A 19,053-nucleotide genomic window follows, 5' to 3' on the forward strand; every position below is an offset into this window, starting at 1 on the left:
CCTTATCCCGGGTCGATCATGGTGGGGTGGTCTGGCGGTGGCCAGAGGAAGACAGCCGGCGGCGGTTGAGGCCGAGCAGATGGAAGAGCCGGTCGAGCTGTTGGCACGGATCAATCAAGCTAGGAGTAGATCCCGCCAAGATTTCAGATCCCAGAATTGGTCATACACTCCTCGCATATATAAGTAACTTTCCAACATGTATTGCGATTGGCTGGGAACTCTTCCACTCGAAAACGTTGGCGGTGATTGATTTAACTGCGACGTTTTGCCGACTACAGGACTGATTCCCCCCGGCGGCCCAGCTTCTACCACGCAACAACGCGGTAGCATCCGCGATCAAGTGGCAGACTAGGACATCTACCCCGAACGCCTCCTGACTGGTGAGTCCATCGTGTCCAACGACCCGTTTCACTACCCCTCGGAGCTCCTCGGCCTCCTGATCGACACCATCCCACGGCTCGTCCGCTCCAAGCTGGACGTTCTCGACTTCTTCCGTAGCGCTGGCGTACCGGAGCCGATGACAGCCGATCTGCGTCGACAGGTTGCTGCGGACCGTGGCTCCATCAGCAAATACGCCATCGCGCGAACGGTGCTCAACCGTCTCAATCAGGATGGTGACCGCTCGCTCGGGCCGCGGCGTGAGGTTGTGCGACGAGTCTGCGAGTTCGAGGCGTTCTCCACCTGCTGGTCAGAGGATCAGCTCACGGCCAAGGGACTGGTGGCGGACGTTCGCAGCCTGGTCAATACAAAGGACTCCTTCACCCGCATGCGCCAAGAGCAGGAGCGCGAGCGCGCCGAGCGCCTCTGGCAACAGCGTGAGGCGGCCGAAGCGTTGCAGCGCCAGCGCGCCGAGCGTGAGGCGTTGAGGCAACGGCTCGCTGGCCTCGCGTCCATGACCAACGCTCACCAGCGGGGGATCGCCTTCGAGAAGCTACTCAACGAGTTGTTCGCGCTGGACGGCCTCCGGGTGCGCGAGTCCTTCACCGTCAAGGAGGACGGTGAAGTCGTCGAGCAGATCGACGGGCTGATTGAGCTTGCCGGCCAGCAGTACCTTGTCGAAGCCAAGTGGTGGAACGCGCCGCTGGGACCTGGTGTGACCGCGCAGCATCTCGTCCGCGTGCACAACCGTGCCGACGTACGCGGTCTTTATATTTCGGCATCCGGCTACACTCACGGCGCCATCAGTCAGTGCGTTGAGGCGCTGGCATCCAAGGTGGTCGTGCTGGCTGAAATACACGAACTGCTGTTCCTCCTGGAGCAGCAGGGCAACATCGCGGACTGGCTGGCAGCCAAGGCCCGCGCCGCTGCGGTTGATCGTGTCCCCCTCTTCCGGCCATCGGTGCAAGCAGCCGCCAGCTAGGACTCGTCCTTCTTCAACGCATCCGGCAGCAGCTTCTCATGCGCCCGCCTCAGATACTCGATGCCCTCGTCACGGCCAGAGCGGTACTGCAAGCTATCGCTCAGGAACTTCAACCGGTGCTTGGCGTCGGAGATGACTTCTGCCCACGTTTTGGCAATAACGCGGTACCGCTTGGTCTGCTTGACCACGCCCGGTGGTCTGTCGGGTGACGTAGCCTCTTCGGTCACGTAGTCGTCGAGCTTGTTGCCGATGACCCAGAATTCCCAATGCACGTTGGGCTGGTTAAACCGCTCGTCCTTCCCTACGGCAAAGGCGTAGTCTTCGATCTGCTGCAACTCTTTCCGGCGGATCGTGACATTAGGTCGTTTCAGCTCGACTACGAGATGCTCTAGCCGGTTGTCGCGGTTCTGCATCGGCCGCGACAACACTAGATCCGGAACCGCCTCCGTGCCATCCAGCCGCGTGAGCGGCTCGGTGCCGGCCAACTCGACGTCTTCGCCCAGGAGCTCCAGATGCTTCCGCAGCACCACAAGCAGCCGATCATCGTCGCCGGTGAGCGAGTACTCCTCACCAAACAACCATGTCTCCTCCGCAAGAATGCGATGAAGCTGCCGCCGTTCGAGTGTCTGCTGCTTCGAAGCCTTGTCGAACAGCAACGCGTCCAGGCCGTTAATGAACGCCAGCCGGTCAGTGATCATGCGGGCCGTCACGATCACTGAGGTCAGCGGAGTCCGTTGCAGGAGTTGGGCGAGCTCTTTTAACTGTTCCTCCGACAGGTCGACGACTTCAGCGAGCACCGTGCGAAGGTTGCTTGGATTGGTTTCCAGCGCCTCTTTGATGAGCCGCAAAGAGAGCTTCCGCGCGCTTGTCTCAGCCGCCTCAACTGACTTCGCCGCGCTTACCGCAACGACTTCAAACAGTTCACGCTCGCTGGCCTCGATCTCATTGGCCGGCTCACCGGCGTACGGATAACTCCGTTCCGCCTTCCATCTGCGCACCATCTCGCTGCGCTTGGCTTCGATACGCTCCTTGAAATGCCGCCTCAAAGCATCGCGGGCAGCATCGATAATCGGAGCCATGACTTCATGACCGAGGTCAGCCAGTAGAATGTCGTGACCTAGCTCGCGAAAGCCTTGCCACCGAACGTACGCCGTGAAGTCGAAACCAGGGGCTTGCACGCTGGGCAGCATGTCGTGAAGCGCCATCCCATCCGCATCACATAGATACAGCGCACGACGCACCGGCTTCTTCCATTCAATGACAACCACCGAAGCCTGACGGCCGTCGCCAAGCACCTCGGAGAGGTCGTACTCCTTTCTAAAGTCTTGAAGGTCTTTCGGATCTACAAGCTGTCCCTGCCACCGTATGTCGGCAGGATACGATTCGAGATAGAGCGCAAAGGTAGTTGCCAATTGATGAATCACCGAGGGGCGGTCGAGGGCGCTCTCCGCTTCCGGATGAATCGCCTCGATCCGTGCCCGAGTGCCCGTCCGTTCCGAGGTTGGCACCGCTGGCAGTAGGTCGAACTCGTCAAGGCTCTCTTGGGTGCCGCTAATGACAATCTGTTTGCGTTCGCCCGCGTCATCCTTCGCAACAGAACTCCAAGCAACGCGCCTGCCGATACCGAAGGCGGAATACCGTCCCTTGCCGTTACTGCCGTGCAGTACGCGCCGCTTTTCTCTAGTCACAACCGCAGAGCGCTTCCAAGACTCGCCCAGCGCGCCGAACGTTCGGTCAGCCTCTTCTTCGGTCATGCCATGGCCGTTATCGGCAATAGTGACCGACCGTACCTTTTCGATGCCATCCCGCTCGACGTCTGCCTCAACTTCCGTGGCGTCAGCGTCCAAGGCGTTCCAGATGAGTTCAGTCAGCCCTTGCAAGGGCGAACGAATCAGGCCCTGAAGATGGTCCCGGCTGAGCTTCACGGTTACGCGTGCCACGGATGACATACTGACATCGCCACACCACGCGCCGCGATAACGGGCGGATATCGGCCTAAAACGGCCGCGTTCAGCTACCGGGGTGACAACGCTCTCCAGCGCATCGCCCAGCCGTTCGCAGCCTCTGCCATCGCGAGTGTCCAATCCACGGGGTTGCCGTCCGCGATTTCTTCCCACATCCGAGCACAGGCACGGGCGAAGACCGATACCCCCTCCACCGGCGCCGCCTGCCATGCCGGTACATCTGCCACCACTTGCTCGGCCGAGTCCGCGCTGTGGCCGCTTGCCAGCAGGCGCAGAATGCAGCACGCCGGATCGATCCAGCCGGCGCCGCGTGTTGGCCAGGCCCAGTCGATGAGCAACGCCCGCCCATCGACCATAAGGACGTTGAGCGGGTTGTAGTCCGTGTGCAGCAACCGATCGCCCTTGAGCCATTCCAGCTCTTCGGGCGTATCCACGTACGTCCGCCAACGATGCTCGGCGAGCTTCACCGGTACGTCCGGGCACTGGATCGTCCCGAGCGCCGTAATGGTCGCGGCGACCTTCGGCAGGTCAGCGGAGCCTGGCCGGTAGTCGGCGTGCTCACCGTCCACCAGCTCGAAGCCCAGGACGTCCCATTCGCCTTGCACTCGCCACAGCAGCCGCGGCGAAAGGTGCGCGACGTACGCGTTGATCATTGCTTCCATATCCTGGTTCCATCGTCGCGGGTAGTCACGATGCAGTCCCTTGACGAATACCGGACCGGCCTCGGTGGAAAGAACCGCCGCTACTGCGGAGTTCAGCCCCTCAGACACCGTCTTCGCCGACCACACTGTCCCGGTGTGCTGCTCGACGGACTCCCGCGTCGCGCGGGGAAGGTCTTCCCAATGGATGCGTTCCACTGCCATTTCGGTCCCCTCGTTGCCACGGCGGAGGGCCGCCCCGCGACATCGTAGGGCGGCCCTGCCTCTGGTGATGATTAGTACGGCTGGTCGTCGCCGGCCGAGCACGAACACATGGCCGACTCGACCAGGGCGTCCAGGTCGTCGACGAACATCGGCGCCGGCAGCGCCTCGGTCGGCTTCGGCCCGATCATGAGATCGACGGTCATCCCGCTACCTCCTCTCTCGGTTCTCGGTGCTGGCAGTAGGCCGCCAGCGGAGCCTTGGCTTTGCGGTAGAGCTGCACCAGCGGCATGCAGGTGCCGCACGTTCCCTGAAGACCGCAGCCGGTACAGCCGCCTTGGCGCAGCAGCAGGGAGTCCGCGATCTCGCCGAGTCGAACGAGCCCGTCGACACCTTCTTCGATGAGAGAGATGTTCGGGTCGCGCCCGATCTTGCAGATGCTGGCCATGCCGTGCGGGTCGACGTGGAAGAAGGTGTGTCCGGCATTGCAGCCGGTGAACGGCTTGCGCTTTCGTAGGTATTCGACGGACTGTGAGGGCAGCGTCTCCGCGCCGCCGTAGATCGTCGGCGACATGTTCACGTACAGGTGGTGCGGGATGCCGAGCGCGTCACCCATGGCCTGCATCTGCTCGACCTCATGGGCATTGGTCTTGGTGATGATCAGACTGAGCTTCAGGGGCAAGCCCGCCTCGTGGGCCGAGGCCAGACCGCGGCTGAACGCCTTGAACGCGCCCCGGCGTCGGGTCAGTCCGTCGTAGCTCGCCTCGGTCGCGCCGTAGACGCTGATCGTGATCTCGTGCGGCCGGTGGGTGGTGAGCAGCTCCAAAATCTTCGGATTGGCCAGCCGCGAGCCGTTGGTCAGGATAGTGAGCATCATGCCCAGCTCGTAGGCAGTGCCGTAGACGTCGAGGAACAGCTTGTCGATCATCGGCTCGCCGCCGGTGAGCTGGAGCCACACGACGCCGGCATCCCGCAGGATGTACAGCAGCCGCTCGCGTTCCGGCCAGGCCAGGCCCTCGAAGCGCTTCAGCCCGAGGTAGCAGTGCTCGCAGTCGTAGTTACAGCCGAGGTTCAATTCATAGGTGGCGCGGACGTAGCCGTGCGGCGATTCGTCTCGCACGACCGCCAACTCGTTGAGCGGCCGGCCACTGATATCGAACTGCCATCCCTGACGCACAGCGTCGGCCAACCAGGGTGGACAGCGACCGCCGTCTGCCGCGACCTGGACGAGTTCGCGGTACTGGTGCAGGGGCAACCGGAGGCCACCGTGGTTGCCCGGACAGAGCACCACGTAGTCGTCCAGGAACGGCGTAATGATCAGTTCGTGCATACATCCTCCTTGGGAATCGTCAGAATGAGCCGTTCGTCCAGTAGCTCGCCTCCGCTATCGGTGATTGAGGATAAGGACCTGGCGTCTTGAATTGTCAGCTCACACCACACCCACTTGCCGCCGGTCTTCGGCCAGCGATAGCCCCACTGCTTACTCAGCGCCTCGACGAGTTGAATACCGCAGCCACTTTCGTCGCGCTCGTCCGCTTCTTTACGCTTGGGCGGGCGTGATTCGCTGTCCCACACTTCGACGACGACGCCGCTCGGACAGCAATAGAGACACAGACAAATCGTCGTGAGGCGCTCGCGCAGGTCGCTCCAACTTGGAGCTTCATCGACGACTCCTACGGCCTTCACAGCATTCGTCACGAGTCCGGAAACGATCAGCGCCGTGGTGTCTGCCAGGCTCGCCATGCCCCATCTGGCGAGCAGGAACTCGGCATGCCGACGGGCAGTCGATACAGCGCTCGGCAAGGCAGCGAGCCGCAAGCAGTTGAGTTCACTCACGTCCTTCATGCCTCACCTCTGAACTGTCGGTTGGTGCAGGGCCGGTGTCGGAGCGGTGCTCTGTGGGCGCTGGTAACACGGGTCAAGAGAACCAGTTCCGCGGTACAACACCGGCCCTGCGGCTTACGCGGCCGAGTCGTTACGGCCGCAGCATGATGGCAATCCGTCGTGCCGCCTCTTGGACTTGTTCCACGGGCAAATCGGGTCACCCCAAGCCCACCAAAAGCACCACTCCTCGTTCGGCGTGTCCAAGTCGCGCGGTGCGGCATAGATGACTTCTTGCAGGTGCGTCGTTTTCGGATTCGTCACCACCAACCGCGGCGGTCCAATATGGAGCGGCTCATAGCGGGTCAGCATGCCGGGTGGCCTGCATGGCAACTTGCAGTGCTGACAGATGTTTGCCGGCCTTGGTGCGGAGCGGTGCGCGACGGCTCATTGTTAAGGTGGTCGAAGACGCCTCACCACGAGCCGGATACCCATTAAGCCTCATGACTGTTGCTGCCGGTAGGCGATGATCTCGCCCGGCGTGGCAACCAGGCCGGCGCGCAGCGGCGTTGGAAGGGTCGTCCGTTCGCCCGAGGTACAGGTCGCCGAACACATAAATCTTGCTGCCGCTCACCGTCACCCGGGCCACGACGCCAGCACCCGAACGGATGACGTGCAACCACCCGGCGGCCAGCTCCGTGATGAAGCCGTGCGTCGCCTGGAGATGCCTGCCGATCTCCGACAACGCATCGTTCTTCGCTGAGGGTCTGCTGGTGGGCGGACTGCCGATCGTCATCGTTTGGCTCCGGCCGAGGGTGGTTCGGTGGGTCAGTCACCACCATCACCGGAGCTAACGTCAATGCGCATGCGTGGCAGGCGTGGCCGATATGCAGTGCATGCATAACCGTCCGCGACGGTCGCCGGTAACGTCGTTAGACTGCAAAAGCACGGCCGTAACCCCCGACCTCAACGAAGGCGAAGCGGATGGATGCCCAACCCGCGGAGCACTCTTGTCGCCAGTGCAGCACCCTCCTGGCCCGCGATAACAACGATGCCCTGTGCGGCTCGTGTCGCCGAAAGGCCCGAGATGTCTTGGTCTGCGCGCCCGAGGTTCCAACGTGGTTCTGGGAGTCACCCCAACTACACGAAGCACTGGCTAGCCAGCATATGGGCCGGGTCGTGCGAGCCTTTAGGACACACCCGTACCATGGCCGCCCAATTTCGCAAAGCGTCGCGGCCTCGTGGTTCTTCCTTACCCAGACCCAACTAAGCCGCATCGAGAACGGCCCGCCCGTCCAGGATCTGGACAGACTTAGCCAGTGGGCGCATACCCTGCACATTCCCGCCGAGCTACTCTGGTTCTCGCGAGTGGGAATAGACGCATCAGAGGATGCGTCACCATACGGCGTTGAATCACACATAACGGACCGTTTTGCGGATGATGAATGGCTGCGCATGAGCGAGCTCTTGCGCCGCACATTTCTCAAGCGAGGCATGGCGGCAGTCACACTGCCTGCTATCGGACTCGATGAGCTGAAACACATCGCTGTTGCGCTGAACAACGCGCGGCGCTACACCGACCATGCAATGGTGGGCTACTTCCGCCGCCAGCTCAACGCGTGTGCCGAGAAGGACGGCACACGCGGCCCCAAGCACTCCATCCCTATCGTGCTTGGTCTAATTGCCGCCGTCGAACAGATGGCCGGTGATTCCAAGCCCTCGGTACGACACGAACTGCTTAGGGTCGGCTCGCAGGCCGCAGAGTTCGCCGGCTGGCTATACCGCGACGTCGCCATGCCCGAGCTGGCCAATTACTGGCGTGACCGTGCTGTGGAGTGGGCACAGGCCGCCAGCGACCTGCCGATGCAGGGCTACGTGCTGCTGAAGAAGAGCCAGGCCGCATGGGATGAGCGCGACGCACTACGAATGTTGACGCTGGCCCAGGCAGTGCAAGAAGGACCGTGGTGCCTCCCCGCCCAGGTACGTGCCGAGGCAGCCCAGCAGGAGGCCCGCGGCCACGCTATGCTCAGCGGCGACCTGGCGCTCGTGGAACCGAAGCTCGACCAGGCGCGCGCTCTACTCGCCGAGGAGTCGCCCGATAAGGGCAGCACGCCGATAGCTGCGCACTACGACGAAGCACTCTTCGCACTGCAAGTCGCCATCTGCTACTGCGAGGCCGGCCAGCCTGATCAAGCGCTGGACCTGTATGAGACGTGGCTGTCTGAAGACACGTTTTCCCGTCGGGACTACGGTTACTTCCTGTCCCTTAAGAGCGAAGCATTCGCCACCGCAGAAGCGCCGGACGAAGCATCCTCCGCAGCTCTCAAAGCACTGACGCTCGCGCGGGAGACCAGCTCCGCCCGGACACACCAGGAAGTGCTGCGCGTAGCCGGACAGCTCCAGCCGTGGCACGACCGCGCACAGGTGCGAGAGCTACGCGCGGCGGTGCTCGCCTAGGCTTCGCTGAGCCACTCGGCCACCGTGCGGATGGCGAACGCCTGCCACTCCTGCGTTTGCGGGTCGGCGTACTGCGGATCATCGTGGACCGCGATGCCGTGCTGGGCGCCCTCAATCTCGATGAGCTTCGACTCGCCGCCGAACTGGCTCACGGCGTCCCGGGAGGACTGCACGGGAATGAACGTGTCGCCGGTGCCGTGGATGATAAGCGTCGGTGCGGTAACATCCCCGAGCGCGCGGTGCGGCTCCACGTAGAAGACCTCGTTGAGCAACGGCCGACCCAACTTGAAGCTCGGTGAGTGCGCCACGAAACCTTGAGCGGCCAGCTCGTCGCCGGCCATCTCGTCGATGTGGTCATCGTGCCAGTACGGCTTGTCGTCGACAAAACGCCGCTTGTAGTTGAGTAGGGGATTGAACAGCACCATCCGACGAACGGCCTCGGGGTAGCGAGAGGTGTAGAACGCCGTGATGCCGCCACCGAAGCTTGCGCCGATGACGTTTACGGGGCCGCTGCCTGTCTCAGCACGCACGTGCTCGACAGCCGCACGGATGTCGTTTACGACACCCGAGATCGTGAGATCCTCTTGACGCCCAGCGCTCTCGCCGTGACCGCGAAAGTCGAAGCGCAGCGACGGCAGGCCGGCGTCGGCCAAACCCTCAGCAAGTCGTGTGAAGAACCCGCCCTCATCACGGGTGACGCCACCACCATGTACCAGCACCGTGGCGCTACCCCGAATCTCGGGCGGCATGACCAGGGTCCCCTTAAGCTGTAGGCCATCGAGGGCATGGAACGACGTAGTGTGCGAGATTCCAAGCATGAAGGCAGGCTAGCAACCGCTCACCTCAACGCCATCGCCGCTGGTCATGATGAAGGTCCAGGACTATCGCAGGGCGGTACACCCGACAGCGTTCGGTAACCTCATATTGGGATCCGTCCGGCCTCTATTGAGCAACTAGCTCAATTCGTACTGGACGATTGCTGCGCCTTGCTGGAGAAGTTGTGATGCATTAAGTAACTGACCATCTCTAACTTCGCAGGTAAGACACAGGGTCGCAACCAACGGTAAGCCTAGCTCTAGCTCATCGCCAGTTATGAAGTAGACATCCCTGTCTTGTATCAAGCGTGGTGAACCTGCGACGAAACGCAACCGCTGCATACTGACTACCTCACGGCTTAGCGCGCTAATGCGATCGCGTCTAGGGTACTTGCCCGTTCCCGCTCTACCCGACGTAGCAGCTTGAACCACTGCTTCCTTACCGCCGAAAGAAGACTGCTCGGGTTTTTAGCCACCACCACGGCGACGCCAGAGGGGTAGCGCACGAGCTCGGCGGCCAGGACGACGCCCGCTCTCGTCTCGGGTGCGGAAGGCAGCCGGTACGGGGTACCGGGCGCCGAAGCCGCCTGGCCGGCGCCTCAACGGGACGCGATCGGGCCCGCCGAGCACACCGGAATCGGGCCTTCTCTTCCGGGGGCTACCCGGTATGCCTCCCGGTCAAGAGCGCCTCACCGACCGCCTCGGTCACGGTGTGTCCGGGGGGCGCCAGTTCAGCACCGGGCCGAGCGCCCGCAGCACCGCTCCCGGCGGGACGAGGCGGAGCAGCCGGTTCCGTACCGCGACCGCGGGCGCCGAGCTCCACTGCGCCACGACGCCCGTACTCCGGGAGCGGCGAGCGATCGTCTGGGTGCGGGGCCGGCGCTCCCGGTCGTAGGCGGCCAGCGCGGACGGCACCGCCGGATCGGCGTCGAGGAGGGCGGCCAGCGTGACGGCGTCCTCCAGTGCCTGGTTGGCGCCCTGGCCCTGGTCCGGGGTCATCGCGTGCGCGGCGTCGCCGAGCAGGGCGACCCGGCCGTTCACGTAGGACTTCAGCGGCGGCAGGTCGTAGATGTCGCTGCGCAGCACCGCCTCCTCGGAGACGGCGTCGAGCAGGGCGGGGATCGGATCGTGCCAGCCGCCGAACCTCCGCCGCAGCTCGGCCGGCTCTCCGTCGGGGCTTCGCGCCCCCTCCGGAGCGTTCGCGACGGCGAACAGGTAGATCCCGCCCCCGGCGAGCGGGACGACGCCGACCCGCTCGCCGCGCCCCCACGTCTCGCCGCCCGTGTCCGGGCGTCCCTCGGGGGGATCGACGACCAGTCGCCAGGCCGTGTAGCCGGCGTACCGTGGGCCGGGCGCCTCGGGCCAGACGCAGCGGCGCACGGCGCTGCGCAGGCCGTCGGCGCCCACCAGGAGAGCGGCGCGGGACACGCCTGCCCCGTGCGTGACCTCGACCCGGGTTCCGTCGTCGCGGACACCGGAGACCTCCGCGCCGAGGCGCAGGGCGCCGGGCGGGATCGCCTCTCTCAGGAGGTCGAGCAGGCGCGCCCGGTGGATCATCACGACCGGGCCGTACCGGCGCTCCAGCTCGGCGGTGTCGCTGCGCACCAGCCAGCGGCCCGACCGGTCCCGCACGCCGCCCTCCGTCTCGGGCATCGCGCTCTCGCGCACCCGCTCGCCCAGTCCCAGCGCGTCCAGCGCCCGCACGCCGTTGGGCCACAGCGACAGCCCCGCGCCGACCTCGCCGATCGCCGGGGCGCGCTCGAGCACCTCGACCCGCCAGCCGCGCCGGCCGAGGGCCACCGCCGCCGCGAGCCCGCCGATGCCCCCGCCCGCGATGATCGCCGTCCGTTCCATGACCGCTCCCTCTACATCTGTAGCGCCCCTCTTTTACTCTACATTTGTAGAGAAACGGGGGGGAGAGCGACGGTGGCCATCACACGGCGAGAGCGGCTGGCCGACGCGGCCATCGACACGCTGGCGCGGGAGGGCCTGCGCGGGCTGACGCACCGCGCGGTCGACCGGGCGGCGGGCGTGCCCGAGGGATCCTGCTCGTACTACTTCCGGACCCGGCAGGCGCTCCTCGCGGCGACCGTCGACCGGCTGGCCGAGCTCGACGCCGCCGAGATCGCGACGCTGCCCGTCCCCTCGTGCCGTACCGAAATGGACGCGACCGGCGCCGTCGAGGCGCTGGCGACGATGATCGAGCGCTACGTGGCCACCGGGCGCACGCGGATGCTGGCCCGGTACGAGCTCGCGCTGGAGGCCACGCGCCGCGGGGAGCTGCGCGCCTCACTCGTCGCGGCCGGCGCTCGCTTCCGCGTCATCGCCGAGGGGCTGCTCGCCGCCGCGGGCGCGACCGAGCCCGCACGGCAGGCGCCGATCTTCGTCGCCTGTCTCGACGGCCTGATCTTCGACCATCTCGCCGGCGCCGGCGAGCTCGAACTCACCCCCGGCGAACTGCGCGCCGCGCTGCTCGAACTGCTGCGGGCCTTCGCGAGCCCCGGCGGGCGCGGCGATTGAGCGGCCCGCTCGTCACCGCCGGTCCCCCATCTGCGACGCTGGGCATGATGAGCACACTCGAAAACGACCTGAGCGCCGGGATCGACGGCGAGGTCGACTTCTCCGTACGGTGCCGGGCCGAGTACTCCTACGACGCGTCCGTCTACCGGCGCGTGCCGCTCGGCGTGGTGTTCCCCCGGTCCGCCGACGACGTCGCCGCCGCCGTGCGCGCGGCGCGTGACCACGGTGTGGCGATCACCGCGCGCGGCGCGGGCACGAGCATCGCCGGCAACGCGATCGGCGAGGGCCTCGTCGTGGACTTCTCCCGGCACATGAACCGGATCCTCGAGCTCGACCCCGAGCGGCGGATCGCCCGCGTCGAGCCCGGCGTCGTGCTGGACGATCTCAACCGGGCGGCGGCCCCGCACGGCCTGCGGTTCGGCCCCGACCCGTCCTCCCGGAGCCGTTGTGTGCTCGCCGGGATGATCGGCAACAACGCCTGCGGCACCCGGGCGCTCGTCTACGGCCGCACGTCCGACAACGTCGAGTCCCTCGACGTGCTGCGCTACGACGGCACGGCGCTGACGGTCGGCGCCCACGGCAAGGAGCCCGCCGACCCGTTCATCGAGGAGCTGCGGGCGCTGCGCGACCGGCACCTGGCCACGATCCGCACGTCGCTCGGGCGCTTCCCCCGCCAGGTCTCCGGCTACGGCCTCGAGCACCTGCTGCCGGAGAACGACTTCAATGTCGCACGGTCGCTCGTCGGCAGCGAGGGCACCTGCGCGTTCACGCTCGGCGCGACGCTGCGGCTGGTCTCCGAGCCCGAGACCAAGGTCCTGGTGATCGCGGGGTTCCCCGACTTCGTGGTGGCCGGCGAGGCCGTTCCGCGGGTGCTGGAGTACGGGCCCGACGCCTGCGAGGGGCTGGACGCGCAGATCGTCCAGATGGCGCGCGGCAGCGACCGCTCCGGCCTGCCGGAGGGGACGTCCTGGCTGCTCATCGAGCTCACCGGGGACGACGCGGAGGAGCGGGCGCGGGCCCTGGCGCGGGAGTTCCCCGGCGCGGTCGTCGAGACCGACCCGCTCCGGCAGGCCGCGGTCTGGAAGATCCGTACGGACGGCGCGGGCCTGGCCACCCGGGCTCCGGACGGCTCGCAGGCGTGGCCCGGCTGGGAGGACTCGGCGGTGCCGCCCGACCGCCTCGGCGCGTACCTCGGCGAGCTGCGCACGCTGTTCGCCCGGTTCGGCGTGCACGGCGCGGCCTATGGGCACTTCGGCGAGGGCTGCCTGCACATCCGCATCGACTTCGACCTGGCCACCGAGCGCGGGCGGAAGACCTTCCGCGAGGTCATCGAGGAGGCCACCCGGCTCGTCGCCGCCCACGGCGGGTCCCCGTCGGGCGAGCACGGCGACGGCCGGGCCCGCTCGGAGGTGCTGCCGCTGGTCTACGACGACGACACCCTCAAGGCCTTCCGCGAGTTCAAGGGCGTGTGGGACCCCGAGGGCCGGATGAACCCCGGCGTCCTCGTCGACCCCGAGCCGGTCGACGACCGGCTGCGCACCGAGGGCATGCGACCGCGCCCGCGTACGTTCCTGCCGTTCGCCGCGGACAACGGCGACTTCCGGCAGGCGCTGCACCGGTGCGTCGGCGTCGGCAAGTGCCGCAGCGACCACGGCGGCGTCATGTGCCCGAGCTACCGCGCCACCCACGACGAGAAGGACTCCACCCGGGGCCGGGCCCGCGCGCTGGAGGAGATGCTGCGCGGCGACCTCGACACCGCCGGCTGGCGCTCCGAATCCGTGCACGAGGCCCTCGACCTGTGCCTGGCCTGCAAGGGCTGCGCCTCCGACTGTCCGGTGAACGTCGACATGGCGACGTACAAGTCGGAGTTCCTGCACCACCACTACCGGCGGCGGCTCCGCCCGATGGCGCACTACTCGATGGGCTGGCTGCCGGTGTGGCTGCGGCTCGCCCGCGGCCCGCTCCGTGCCGCCTCCTCCCCCGGCCGTCTCGCCCGGTCGCTCGCCGGGCTGGGCAAGCGCCTCGGCGGCGTCGCTCCCGAACGCGACCTGCCCGCTCCGGCGAAGCAGTCGTTCACGCGCTGGTTCCGACGCCACCACCGGGCGCCCGGCGGCGACCGGAAGCAGGTGCTGCTCTGGCCGGACACCTTCACCAACCACTTCACGCCCTCGGCGGCGCGGGCCGCCGTACGGGTGCTGGAGGACGCCGGGTACGAGGTGATCGTGCCGCAGGGCCAGGTCTGCTGCGGGCTGACGTGGATGAGCACCGGACAGCTCGCCATGGCGCGCCGCGTCGCCCGCCGGTCGCTGGAGGCGATCCACCCGTACGCCGCGCGCGGCATCCCGATCGTCGGCCTGGAGCCGAGCTGTACGGCCGCGCTGCGCGGCGACTGGGAGAAGCTGCTACCGGGCGACGAGCGCCTCGCCGACCTGAGGATCCGCACGTTCGCCGAGCTGCTGGAGGAGGCCGGCTGGACGCCGCCGCACCGGCGGCGCACCGCCATCGCGCAGATCCACTGCCACCAGCACGCCGAGCTGGGCCAGGACGCCGACCTGCGGCTGCTCGCCAAGGCCGGGGTGGAGGTCACCAGGCCCGAGTCCGGCTGCTGCGGGCTGGCCGGCAACTTCGGCTTCGAGAAGGGGCACTACGACGTGTCCGTGAAGATCGCCGAACGCGGTCTCGCGCCCGCGGTCCGCGACGCCGCGCCCGGCACGATCGTGCTCGCGGACGGGTTCAGCTGCCGTACGCAGATCGCGCAGCTCACCGGCCGTGACGCCGTCCACCTCGCCGAGGTCCTGCTGCCCGAGGAAGGACATCACGACGATCACGGATGAGCCCGCGCAGTAGGCCTGGTCGCCGTCCGCGTGCTCTGAGCAGGGCGGTTCCCGGGCGGCGGCCGGATCAGGTCCTCGGCGGGATCTCGCCGGAGCCGCGGGCGACGTAGCGGGTCGGCACCACCACGTGCCGCGCCGGCCGGTGGTCGTCACCGCCACGGACGCGGGACAGCAGCAGGCGGGCGGCGGTCCGGCCGACCGTCGCCGGGTCCTGGGCGACCACCGAGACGCCCGGCGTCAGCAGGTCGGCGACCGGGAAGTCGTCGAAGCCGATCAGCGCCACCTCCTCCTGGACGCCCAGGCCCTGCAGCGCGCGGCGGGCGCCCATCGTCAGCAGGTTCTGCGCCGCGAACACCGCCGTCGGCGGCTCGCCGCCGGTCAGCAGCCGGGTCGTCGCCGCGTGTGCCGCCTCCTCGCTGCGCAGGCCGCGGCGGACCAGCCGCTCCTCGACCGGCCGTCCCGCCTCCGCGTGCGCGTCGGCGAACCCCGCGAACCGCTGCCGCGCCGTCCAGATCGAGTCCAGGTCGCCGAGGAAGGCGATCCGGCGGTGCCCGAGCGCCCGCAGGCGGCGTACGGCGGACCACGTGCCGTCGCGGTTGTCGACGGTCACCGTGTCGACGCGGTCGATCTCCACGAGGCGGTCGACGCACACGATCGGTGTGCCGTGCCCGCGGACGGCGGCGAGCTGCTCGTCCGTGCTCCCCGTGGGCAGCACGATCAGGCCGTCCACCCGCCGCAGGGTGAACGCGTCGATGAGTTCGCGTTCGCGTTCGGGCAGCTCGTCGCTGCTGCCCGCCAGGACGAGGATGCCCTCCTCCCGAGCGGCGTCCTCGACCGCGCGGTGCAGCGCCGAGGAGAACGGGTTCGCGACGTCCTCCAGGACCAGTGCGATGGTGGCCGTGCGCCGATCGGCCCGCCGCAGGCTGCTGGCGGTGACGTCGTGGCGGTAACCGAGGGCGCGGGCGGTCTCGGTGACCCGGCGGACCAGCTCGGGGGCCACGCCCGGCTTGCCGTTGATCACCCGGGACACGGTGGCCAGGCCCACACCGGCCTGCCGCGCGACGTCGCGCATGGTCACCGAACGCCGCCGTTCGCCGTCCTGCATGCCGCTCTCTCCCGCCTGGCACCTGTCTCACAGCCCCGCTGTCCCACCGCGCGGCGCCCAGACGACGCCTCGCCACGAACGGGGACTTCGAGACAGGCCCTAAGCCGGTCGATTCTCCCTCTGGACAGGTCCCCAAAGCCGATCTACGTTCTGGGAAACGTTTCCAGAAAACGTTTCCTGCGTGCCGCCCACTGTCAAGAACATGCGCCGCACGGCCAGCGCGGCGCGCTGGGAGGAGTCGGTATGAGACGTGGATTCCCCACACCAGGTCCCCTCTCCGGAAGCCTCGCCGCACTCGTGGCCCTGACGCTCGTCGCGGCCGGATGCGGCAGCGGAGCGAAGGGCTCCGGCAAGGACATCACCATCGGCCTGATCACCAAGACCGACACCAACCCGTTCTTCGTGAAGATGAAGGAGGGTGCCGAGAAGGAGGCCAAGGCCAAGGGCGTCAAGCTGATGACCGCGGCGGGCCGCTTCGACGGTGACAACGCCAGCCAGGTCACCGCGATGGAGAACATGACCGCCGCCGGGGTCAAGGGCATCCTCATCGTGCCCAGTGACACGAAGGCGATCGTACCGAGCCTCGCCAAGGCGCGCGCCAAGGGCATCGACGTCATCGCCCTGGACACGCCGCCGGACCCGCAGAGCGCCGCCGACGCGCTCTTCGCCACGAACAACCTCACCGCCGGCACGCTGATCGGCCGGTACGCCAAGAGCGTCGAGAGCGGCAAGCCGGTCAAGATCGCGATGCTCGACCTGAACCCGGGCATCACCGTCGGCGTGCTCCGGCACAACGGCTTCCTGCAGGGCTACGGCATCAAGGACGGCGATCCGAGCATCGTCTGCACCCAGTACACCGCCGGGGACCAGGCCAAGGGCCAGACCGCCATGGAGAACTGCCTGCAGAAGGACCCCGGCATCAACCTCGTCTACACCATCAACGAGCCGGCGGCACTCGGGGCGTACACCGCGCTGAAGGCGGCCGGCCGGACCGGTTCCACGATGATCGTCTCCATCGACGGCGGGTGCACGGGCGTCAAGGCGGTGCAGGCCGGGCAGATCGCGGCGACCGCCCAGCAGTATCCGCTGAAGATGGCCGCCCAGGGCGTGGACTCCATCGTCGCCTGGGCGCACGGTGGCAAGAAGGCGAGCGGCTACACCGACACCGGCGTCAACCTGATCACCGCGAAGCCGCAGGCGGGCCTGGAGTCCAAAGACGTCGGGTTCGGCCTGGCGAACTGCTGGGGCTGACGCCGATGCCGGAAACCACCAGCACGGAGACGAGCGGCCCCGCCGTCGCGGACCGGGCCGGGCGGGGCCGTGACGTCCCCGCGACGGTCGCCCGGTTCGCCGCCGTACCGACCGTCGGCCCCCTCGCGGCGCTCCTCCTCGCCTGCCTGTTCTTCTCGCTGAACACCGACCGGTTCCTCACCGGCGGCAACCTCTCCCTCGTGGTCCAGCAGGTGATGGAGGTGGGCACGCTCGCCGTCGGCCAGACGATCGTGATCCTGACCGCCGGCATCGACCTGTCCAACGGCGCCGTCATGGCGTTCGGCACGATCGTGATGACCCGCCTCGCGGTCGGCGGCCACGTCCCCGCGCCCCTCGCGATCGTCATCGGCGTCGTGGTGTGCGCGGCGTTCGGAGCGGTCAACGGCGGCCTGGTGACGATGGCGCGGCTGCCCGCCTTCATCGTCACGCTCGGCACCCTGAACATCGCGTTCGCCCTCACCCACATCTACTCCCACGAGCAGACCGTGACGGGGCTGCCGAAGGCGCTGACCGCGCTCGGGCAGACGTTCCCGCTCGGCAACACCGACGTGACGTACGGGTCGGTGGTCATGCTCGCCCTGTTCGCCGTCGCCTGGTACGTGCTCCGCTTCACCGCCGCGGGCCGCCACGTGTACGCGGTCGGCGACAATCCGGAGGCGGCGCGGCTCACCGGCATCTCCAACCGCCGCCTGCTCATCACCGTCTACACGATCGCGGGCGCGGTGTACGGCCTCGCCGGGCTGCTCCTGGTCGGCCGTACGACGGTCGGCGACCCGCAGGCCGGCCAGACCGACAACCTCGACAGCATCACCGCGGTCGTGCTGGGCGGGGTCAGCCTGTTCGGCGGGCGCGGCAGCATCGTCGGCGTGCTGTTCGGCGCGCTCATCGTGGGAGTGATCCGCAACGGCCTGCAGCTGATGGGCGTCGCGGCCGTGTACCAGGTACTGATCACCGGAATCCTGGTCATCCTCGCCGTCGGCGTCGACCGGCTCGCACGAAGGAGGCGCATGTGAGCGAGCGGCGAAGGAGGGCTCGTGACTGAGCGAGCCGACCAGGACGGCCCGATTCTGGAGGCCTACGGGCTGGTCAAGCGGTACGGGCACGTGACCGCGCTGGACGGTGCGGACTTCGAGCTGCTGCCGGGTGAGATCCTCGCGGTCATCGGTGACAACGGCGCCGGCAAGTCCACGCTGATCAAGGCGCTCTCCGGCGCGCTCGTCCCGGATGAGGGACGGATCCTGCTCGACGGGCGCCCGGTGCGCTTCCACAGTCCGGTCGACGCGCGGCGGGCGGGCATCGAGACCGTCTACCAGGACCTCGCGGTCGCGCCGGCGCTGGACATCGCGGCCAACCTGTTCCTCGGACGTGAGGTGCGGCGGAAGGGCGTTCTCGGGAAGGTCTTCCGGATGCTGGACACCGGGCGGATGCAGTCCGAGGCGAACGCGCACCTGCGGGACCTGAAGATCGGGGTCGGCTCGATGAGCCAGGCGGTGGAGACGCTGTCCGGCGGTCAGCGGCAGGGCGTGGCGGTCGCCCGCAGCGCGGCGTTCGCCCGCCACGTCGTCATCATGGACGAGCCGACCGCCGCGCTCGGCGTCAAGGAGTCCGGCATGGTGGTCGACCTGATCCGCGGGGTGCGCGAACGCGGGCTTCCGGTCATCCTGATCAGTCATGACATCCCGACCGTGTTCGACGTCGCCGACCGCATCCACATCCAGCGCCTGGGCCGGCGAGTGGCCGTCGTGGAGCCCGGGGACGTCGACATGGCCGAGGCGGTGGCGATCATGACGGGAGCGGCGCCCGGCAACGCCACGGGACACGGCTGAGCGACCGCCGCGGACGTGGCCGGGCTCAGCGACGCCGTCCTGGACCGGCCGCGCCCGGGCGGCGTGCCCGACGATCTTGCCGAGAAGCCGCCGCCGGCCGGGCCGAGCACGGCGGCGCCGACCTGCTCACGGCGGGGCGCCGGCCCGGGCCGGACTCGGAGCGTTTCCCCCACGGCCGTCCGACTCCGGCGACGCCGTTCGTCCCGGGACGGATGAGAT

The 19,053-nt window shown here is 67.6% G+C and carries 16 protein-coding genes; 7 read left to right on the forward strand and 9 right to left on the reverse strand.

What is annotated here, in order from left to right:
* The first annotated feature begins 391 nt into the window (after nucleotides 1-391).
* The gene (locus ABEA10_RS32160; protein ID WP_345470333.1) at nucleotides 392-1,360 is read left to right on the forward strand and encodes a restriction endonuclease; all 969 of its coding nucleotides are present in this window, start codon (nucleotides 392-394) and stop codon (nucleotides 1,358-1,360) included.
* Here ABEA10_RS32160 and ABEA10_RS32165 read toward each other — a convergent pair.
* The 6 genes from ABEA10_RS32165 to ABEA10_RS32190 all read right to left on the reverse strand — a co-directional run bounded on the left by ABEA10_RS32165 (nucleotide 1,357) and on the right by ABEA10_RS32190 (nucleotide 6,801).
* The gene (locus ABEA10_RS32165; RefSeq protein ID WP_345470335.1) at nucleotides 1,357-3,300 is read right to left on the reverse strand and encodes an ATP-binding protein; all 1,944 of its coding nucleotides are present in this window, start codon (nucleotides 3,298-3,300) and stop codon (nucleotides 1,357-1,359) included. The genes ABEA10_RS32160 and ABEA10_RS32165 overlap by 4 nt on opposite strands.
* 74 nt (nucleotides 3,301-3,374) lie before the next feature.
* The gene (locus ABEA10_RS32170; protein WP_345470337.1) at nucleotides 3,375-4,187 is read right to left on the reverse strand and encodes a hypothetical protein; all 813 of its coding nucleotides are present in this window, start codon (nucleotides 4,185-4,187) and stop codon (nucleotides 3,375-3,377) included.
* A gap of 71 nt (nucleotides 4,188-4,258) precedes the next feature.
* Nucleotides 4,259-4,390, reverse strand: a complete 132-nt coding sequence (locus ABEA10_RS32175) for a hypothetical protein (protein WP_345470339.1) — start codon at nucleotides 4,388-4,390, stop codon at nucleotides 4,259-4,261.
* Nucleotides 4,387-5,514 carry a radical SAM protein gene (locus ABEA10_RS32180; protein ID WP_345470341.1) on the reverse strand — a complete coding sequence of 376 codons (1,128 nt, stop codon included), beginning with the start codon at nucleotides 5,512-5,514 and terminating at the stop codon, nucleotides 4,387-4,389. Before ABEA10_RS32180 ends, ABEA10_RS32175 begins: the two co-directional genes overlap by 4 nt.
* Nucleotides 5,502-6,029, reverse strand: coding sequence for an ATP-binding protein (locus ABEA10_RS32185; protein WP_345470343.1), 528 nt, complete (start codon nucleotides 6,027-6,029; stop codon nucleotides 5,502-5,504). The genes ABEA10_RS32180 and ABEA10_RS32185 overlap by 13 nt, the downstream gene beginning before the upstream one ends.
* 331 nt (nucleotides 6,030-6,360) lie before the next feature.
* Nucleotides 6,361-6,801 (reverse strand): hypothetical protein, encoded by a 441-nt coding sequence (locus tag ABEA10_RS32190; protein ID WP_345470345.1) that lies wholly within the window; start codon nucleotides 6,799-6,801, stop codon nucleotides 6,361-6,363.
* A gap of 371 nt (nucleotides 6,802-7,172) precedes the next feature.
* Here ABEA10_RS32190 and ABEA10_RS32195 point away from each other — a divergent pair, with 371 nt between their 5' ends.
* Entirely contained in the window at nucleotides 7,173-8,462 is a 1,290-nt protein-coding gene (locus tag ABEA10_RS32195) for an NsdA family TPR-like regulatory protein (protein ID WP_486303803.1), read from the forward strand.
* On the opposite strand, the gene ABEA10_RS32200 is transcribed toward ABEA10_RS32195, so the two are convergent.
* Together ABEA10_RS32200 and ABEA10_RS32205 are read right to left on the reverse strand one after the other, a co-directional pair.
* The gene (locus ABEA10_RS32200; protein WP_345470349.1) at nucleotides 8,459-9,211 is read right to left on the reverse strand and encodes an alpha/beta hydrolase; all 753 of its coding nucleotides are present in this window, start codon (nucleotides 9,209-9,211) and stop codon (nucleotides 8,459-8,461) included. The genes ABEA10_RS32195 and ABEA10_RS32200 overlap by 4 nt on opposite strands.
* A gap of 771 nt (nucleotides 9,212-9,982) precedes the next feature.
* Nucleotides 9,983-11,131, reverse strand: coding sequence for an FAD-dependent monooxygenase (locus tag ABEA10_RS32205; RefSeq protein WP_345470351.1), 1,149 nt, complete (start codon nucleotides 11,129-11,131; stop codon nucleotides 9,983-9,985).
* 72 nt (nucleotides 11,132-11,203) lie between these two features.
* Between ABEA10_RS32205 and ABEA10_RS32210 the strand changes: the two genes are divergently transcribed.
* Nucleotides 11,204-11,797: a TetR/AcrR family transcriptional regulator gene (locus ABEA10_RS32210; protein ID WP_345470353.1), complete on the forward strand. Its 594-nt coding sequence runs from the start codon at nucleotides 11,204-11,206 to the stop codon at nucleotides 11,795-11,797.
* A 47-nt stretch (nucleotides 11,798-11,844) separates the two neighbouring features.
* Nucleotides 11,845-14,631, forward strand: a complete 2,787-nt coding sequence (locus tag ABEA10_RS32215) for an FAD-binding and (Fe-S)-binding domain-containing protein (RefSeq protein WP_345470355.1) — start codon at nucleotides 11,845-11,847, stop codon at nucleotides 14,629-14,631.
* Nucleotides 14,632-14,698: 67 nt separating this feature from the next.
* Here ABEA10_RS32215 and ABEA10_RS32220 read toward each other — a convergent pair whose 3' ends face one another.
* A complete protein-coding gene (locus tag ABEA10_RS32220; protein WP_345470357.1) occupies nucleotides 14,699-15,736 on the reverse strand; it encodes a LacI family DNA-binding transcriptional regulator in 1,038 nt (345 codons plus the stop codon).
* 243 nt (nucleotides 15,737-15,979) lie between these two features.
* On the opposite strand from ABEA10_RS32220, the gene ABEA10_RS32225 reads away from it, so the two are divergent.
* The 3 genes from ABEA10_RS32225 to ABEA10_RS32235 are packed head-to-tail and all read left to right on the forward strand — an operon-like array spanning nucleotide 15,980 to nucleotide 18,834.
* Nucleotides 15,980-16,987, forward strand: a complete 1,008-nt coding sequence (locus ABEA10_RS32225; protein WP_345470359.1) for a sugar ABC transporter substrate-binding protein — start codon at nucleotides 15,980-15,982, stop codon at nucleotides 16,985-16,987.
* 5 nt (nucleotides 16,988-16,992) lie between these two features.
* On the forward strand, nucleotides 16,993-18,021 hold the full coding sequence (locus tag ABEA10_RS32230; protein WP_345470361.1) for an ABC transporter permease: 1,029 nt from the start codon (nucleotides 16,993-16,995) through the stop codon (nucleotides 18,019-18,021).
* Between the two features lie 21 nt (nucleotides 18,022-18,042).
* Nucleotides 18,043-18,834, forward strand: coding sequence for an ATP-binding cassette domain-containing protein (locus ABEA10_RS32235; RefSeq protein WP_345470363.1), 792 nt, complete (start codon nucleotides 18,043-18,045; stop codon nucleotides 18,832-18,834).
* Nucleotides 18,835-19,053 lie beyond the last annotated feature (219 nt).

The organism is Actinoallomurus oryzae (assembly GCF_039541955.1).
GTDB lineage: Bacteria > Actinomycetota > Actinomycetes > Streptosporangiales > Streptosporangiaceae > Actinoallomurus > Actinoallomurus oryzae.

Excerpts from the sequence above, each read along its gene's own strand:
- ABEA10_RS32170 (WP_345470337.1), bottom strand. The coding sequence starts at position 4,187 with ATGGCAGTGGAACGCATCCATTGGGAAGACCTTCCCCGCGCGACGCGG.
- ABEA10_RS32175 (WP_345470339.1), bottom strand. The coding sequence starts at position 4,390 with ATGACCGTCGATCTCATGATCGGGCCGAAGCCGACCGAGGCGCTGCCG.
- ABEA10_RS32180 (WP_345470341.1), bottom strand. The coding sequence starts at position 5,514 with ATGCACGAACTGATCATTACGCCGTTCCTGGACGACTACGTGGTGCTC.
- ABEA10_RS32185 (WP_345470343.1), bottom strand. The coding sequence starts at position 6,029 with ATGAAGGACGTGAGTGAACTCAACTGCTTGCGGCTCGCTGCCTTGCCG.
- ABEA10_RS32190 (WP_345470345.1), bottom strand. The coding sequence starts at position 6,801 with ATGACGATCGGCAGTCCGCCCACCAGCAGACCCTCAGCGAAGAACGAT.
- ABEA10_RS32195 (WP_486303803.1), top strand. The coding sequence starts at position 7,173 with ATGGGCCGGGTCGTGCGAGCCTTTAGGACACACCCGTACCATGGCCGC.
- ABEA10_RS32200 (WP_345470349.1), bottom strand. The coding sequence starts at position 9,211 with ATGCCGCCCGAGATTCGGGGTAGCGCCACGGTGCTGGTACATGGTGGT.
- ABEA10_RS32205 (WP_345470351.1), bottom strand. The coding sequence starts at position 11,131 with ATGGAACGGACGGCGATCATCGCGGGCGGGGGCATCGGCGGGCTCGCG.
- ABEA10_RS32215 (WP_345470355.1), top strand. The coding sequence starts at position 11,845 with ATGAGCACACTCGAAAACGACCTGAGCGCCGGGATCGACGGCGAGGTC.
- ABEA10_RS32220 (WP_345470357.1), bottom strand. The coding sequence starts at position 15,736 with ATGCAGGACGGCGAACGGCGGCGTTCGGTGACCATGCGCGACGTCGCG.
- ABEA10_RS32225 (WP_345470359.1), top strand. The coding sequence starts at position 15,980 with ATGAGACGTGGATTCCCCACACCAGGTCCCCTCTCCGGAAGCCTCGCC.
- ABEA10_RS32230 (WP_345470361.1), top strand. The coding sequence starts at position 16,993 with ATGCCGGAAACCACCAGCACGGAGACGAGCGGCCCCGCCGTCGCGGAC.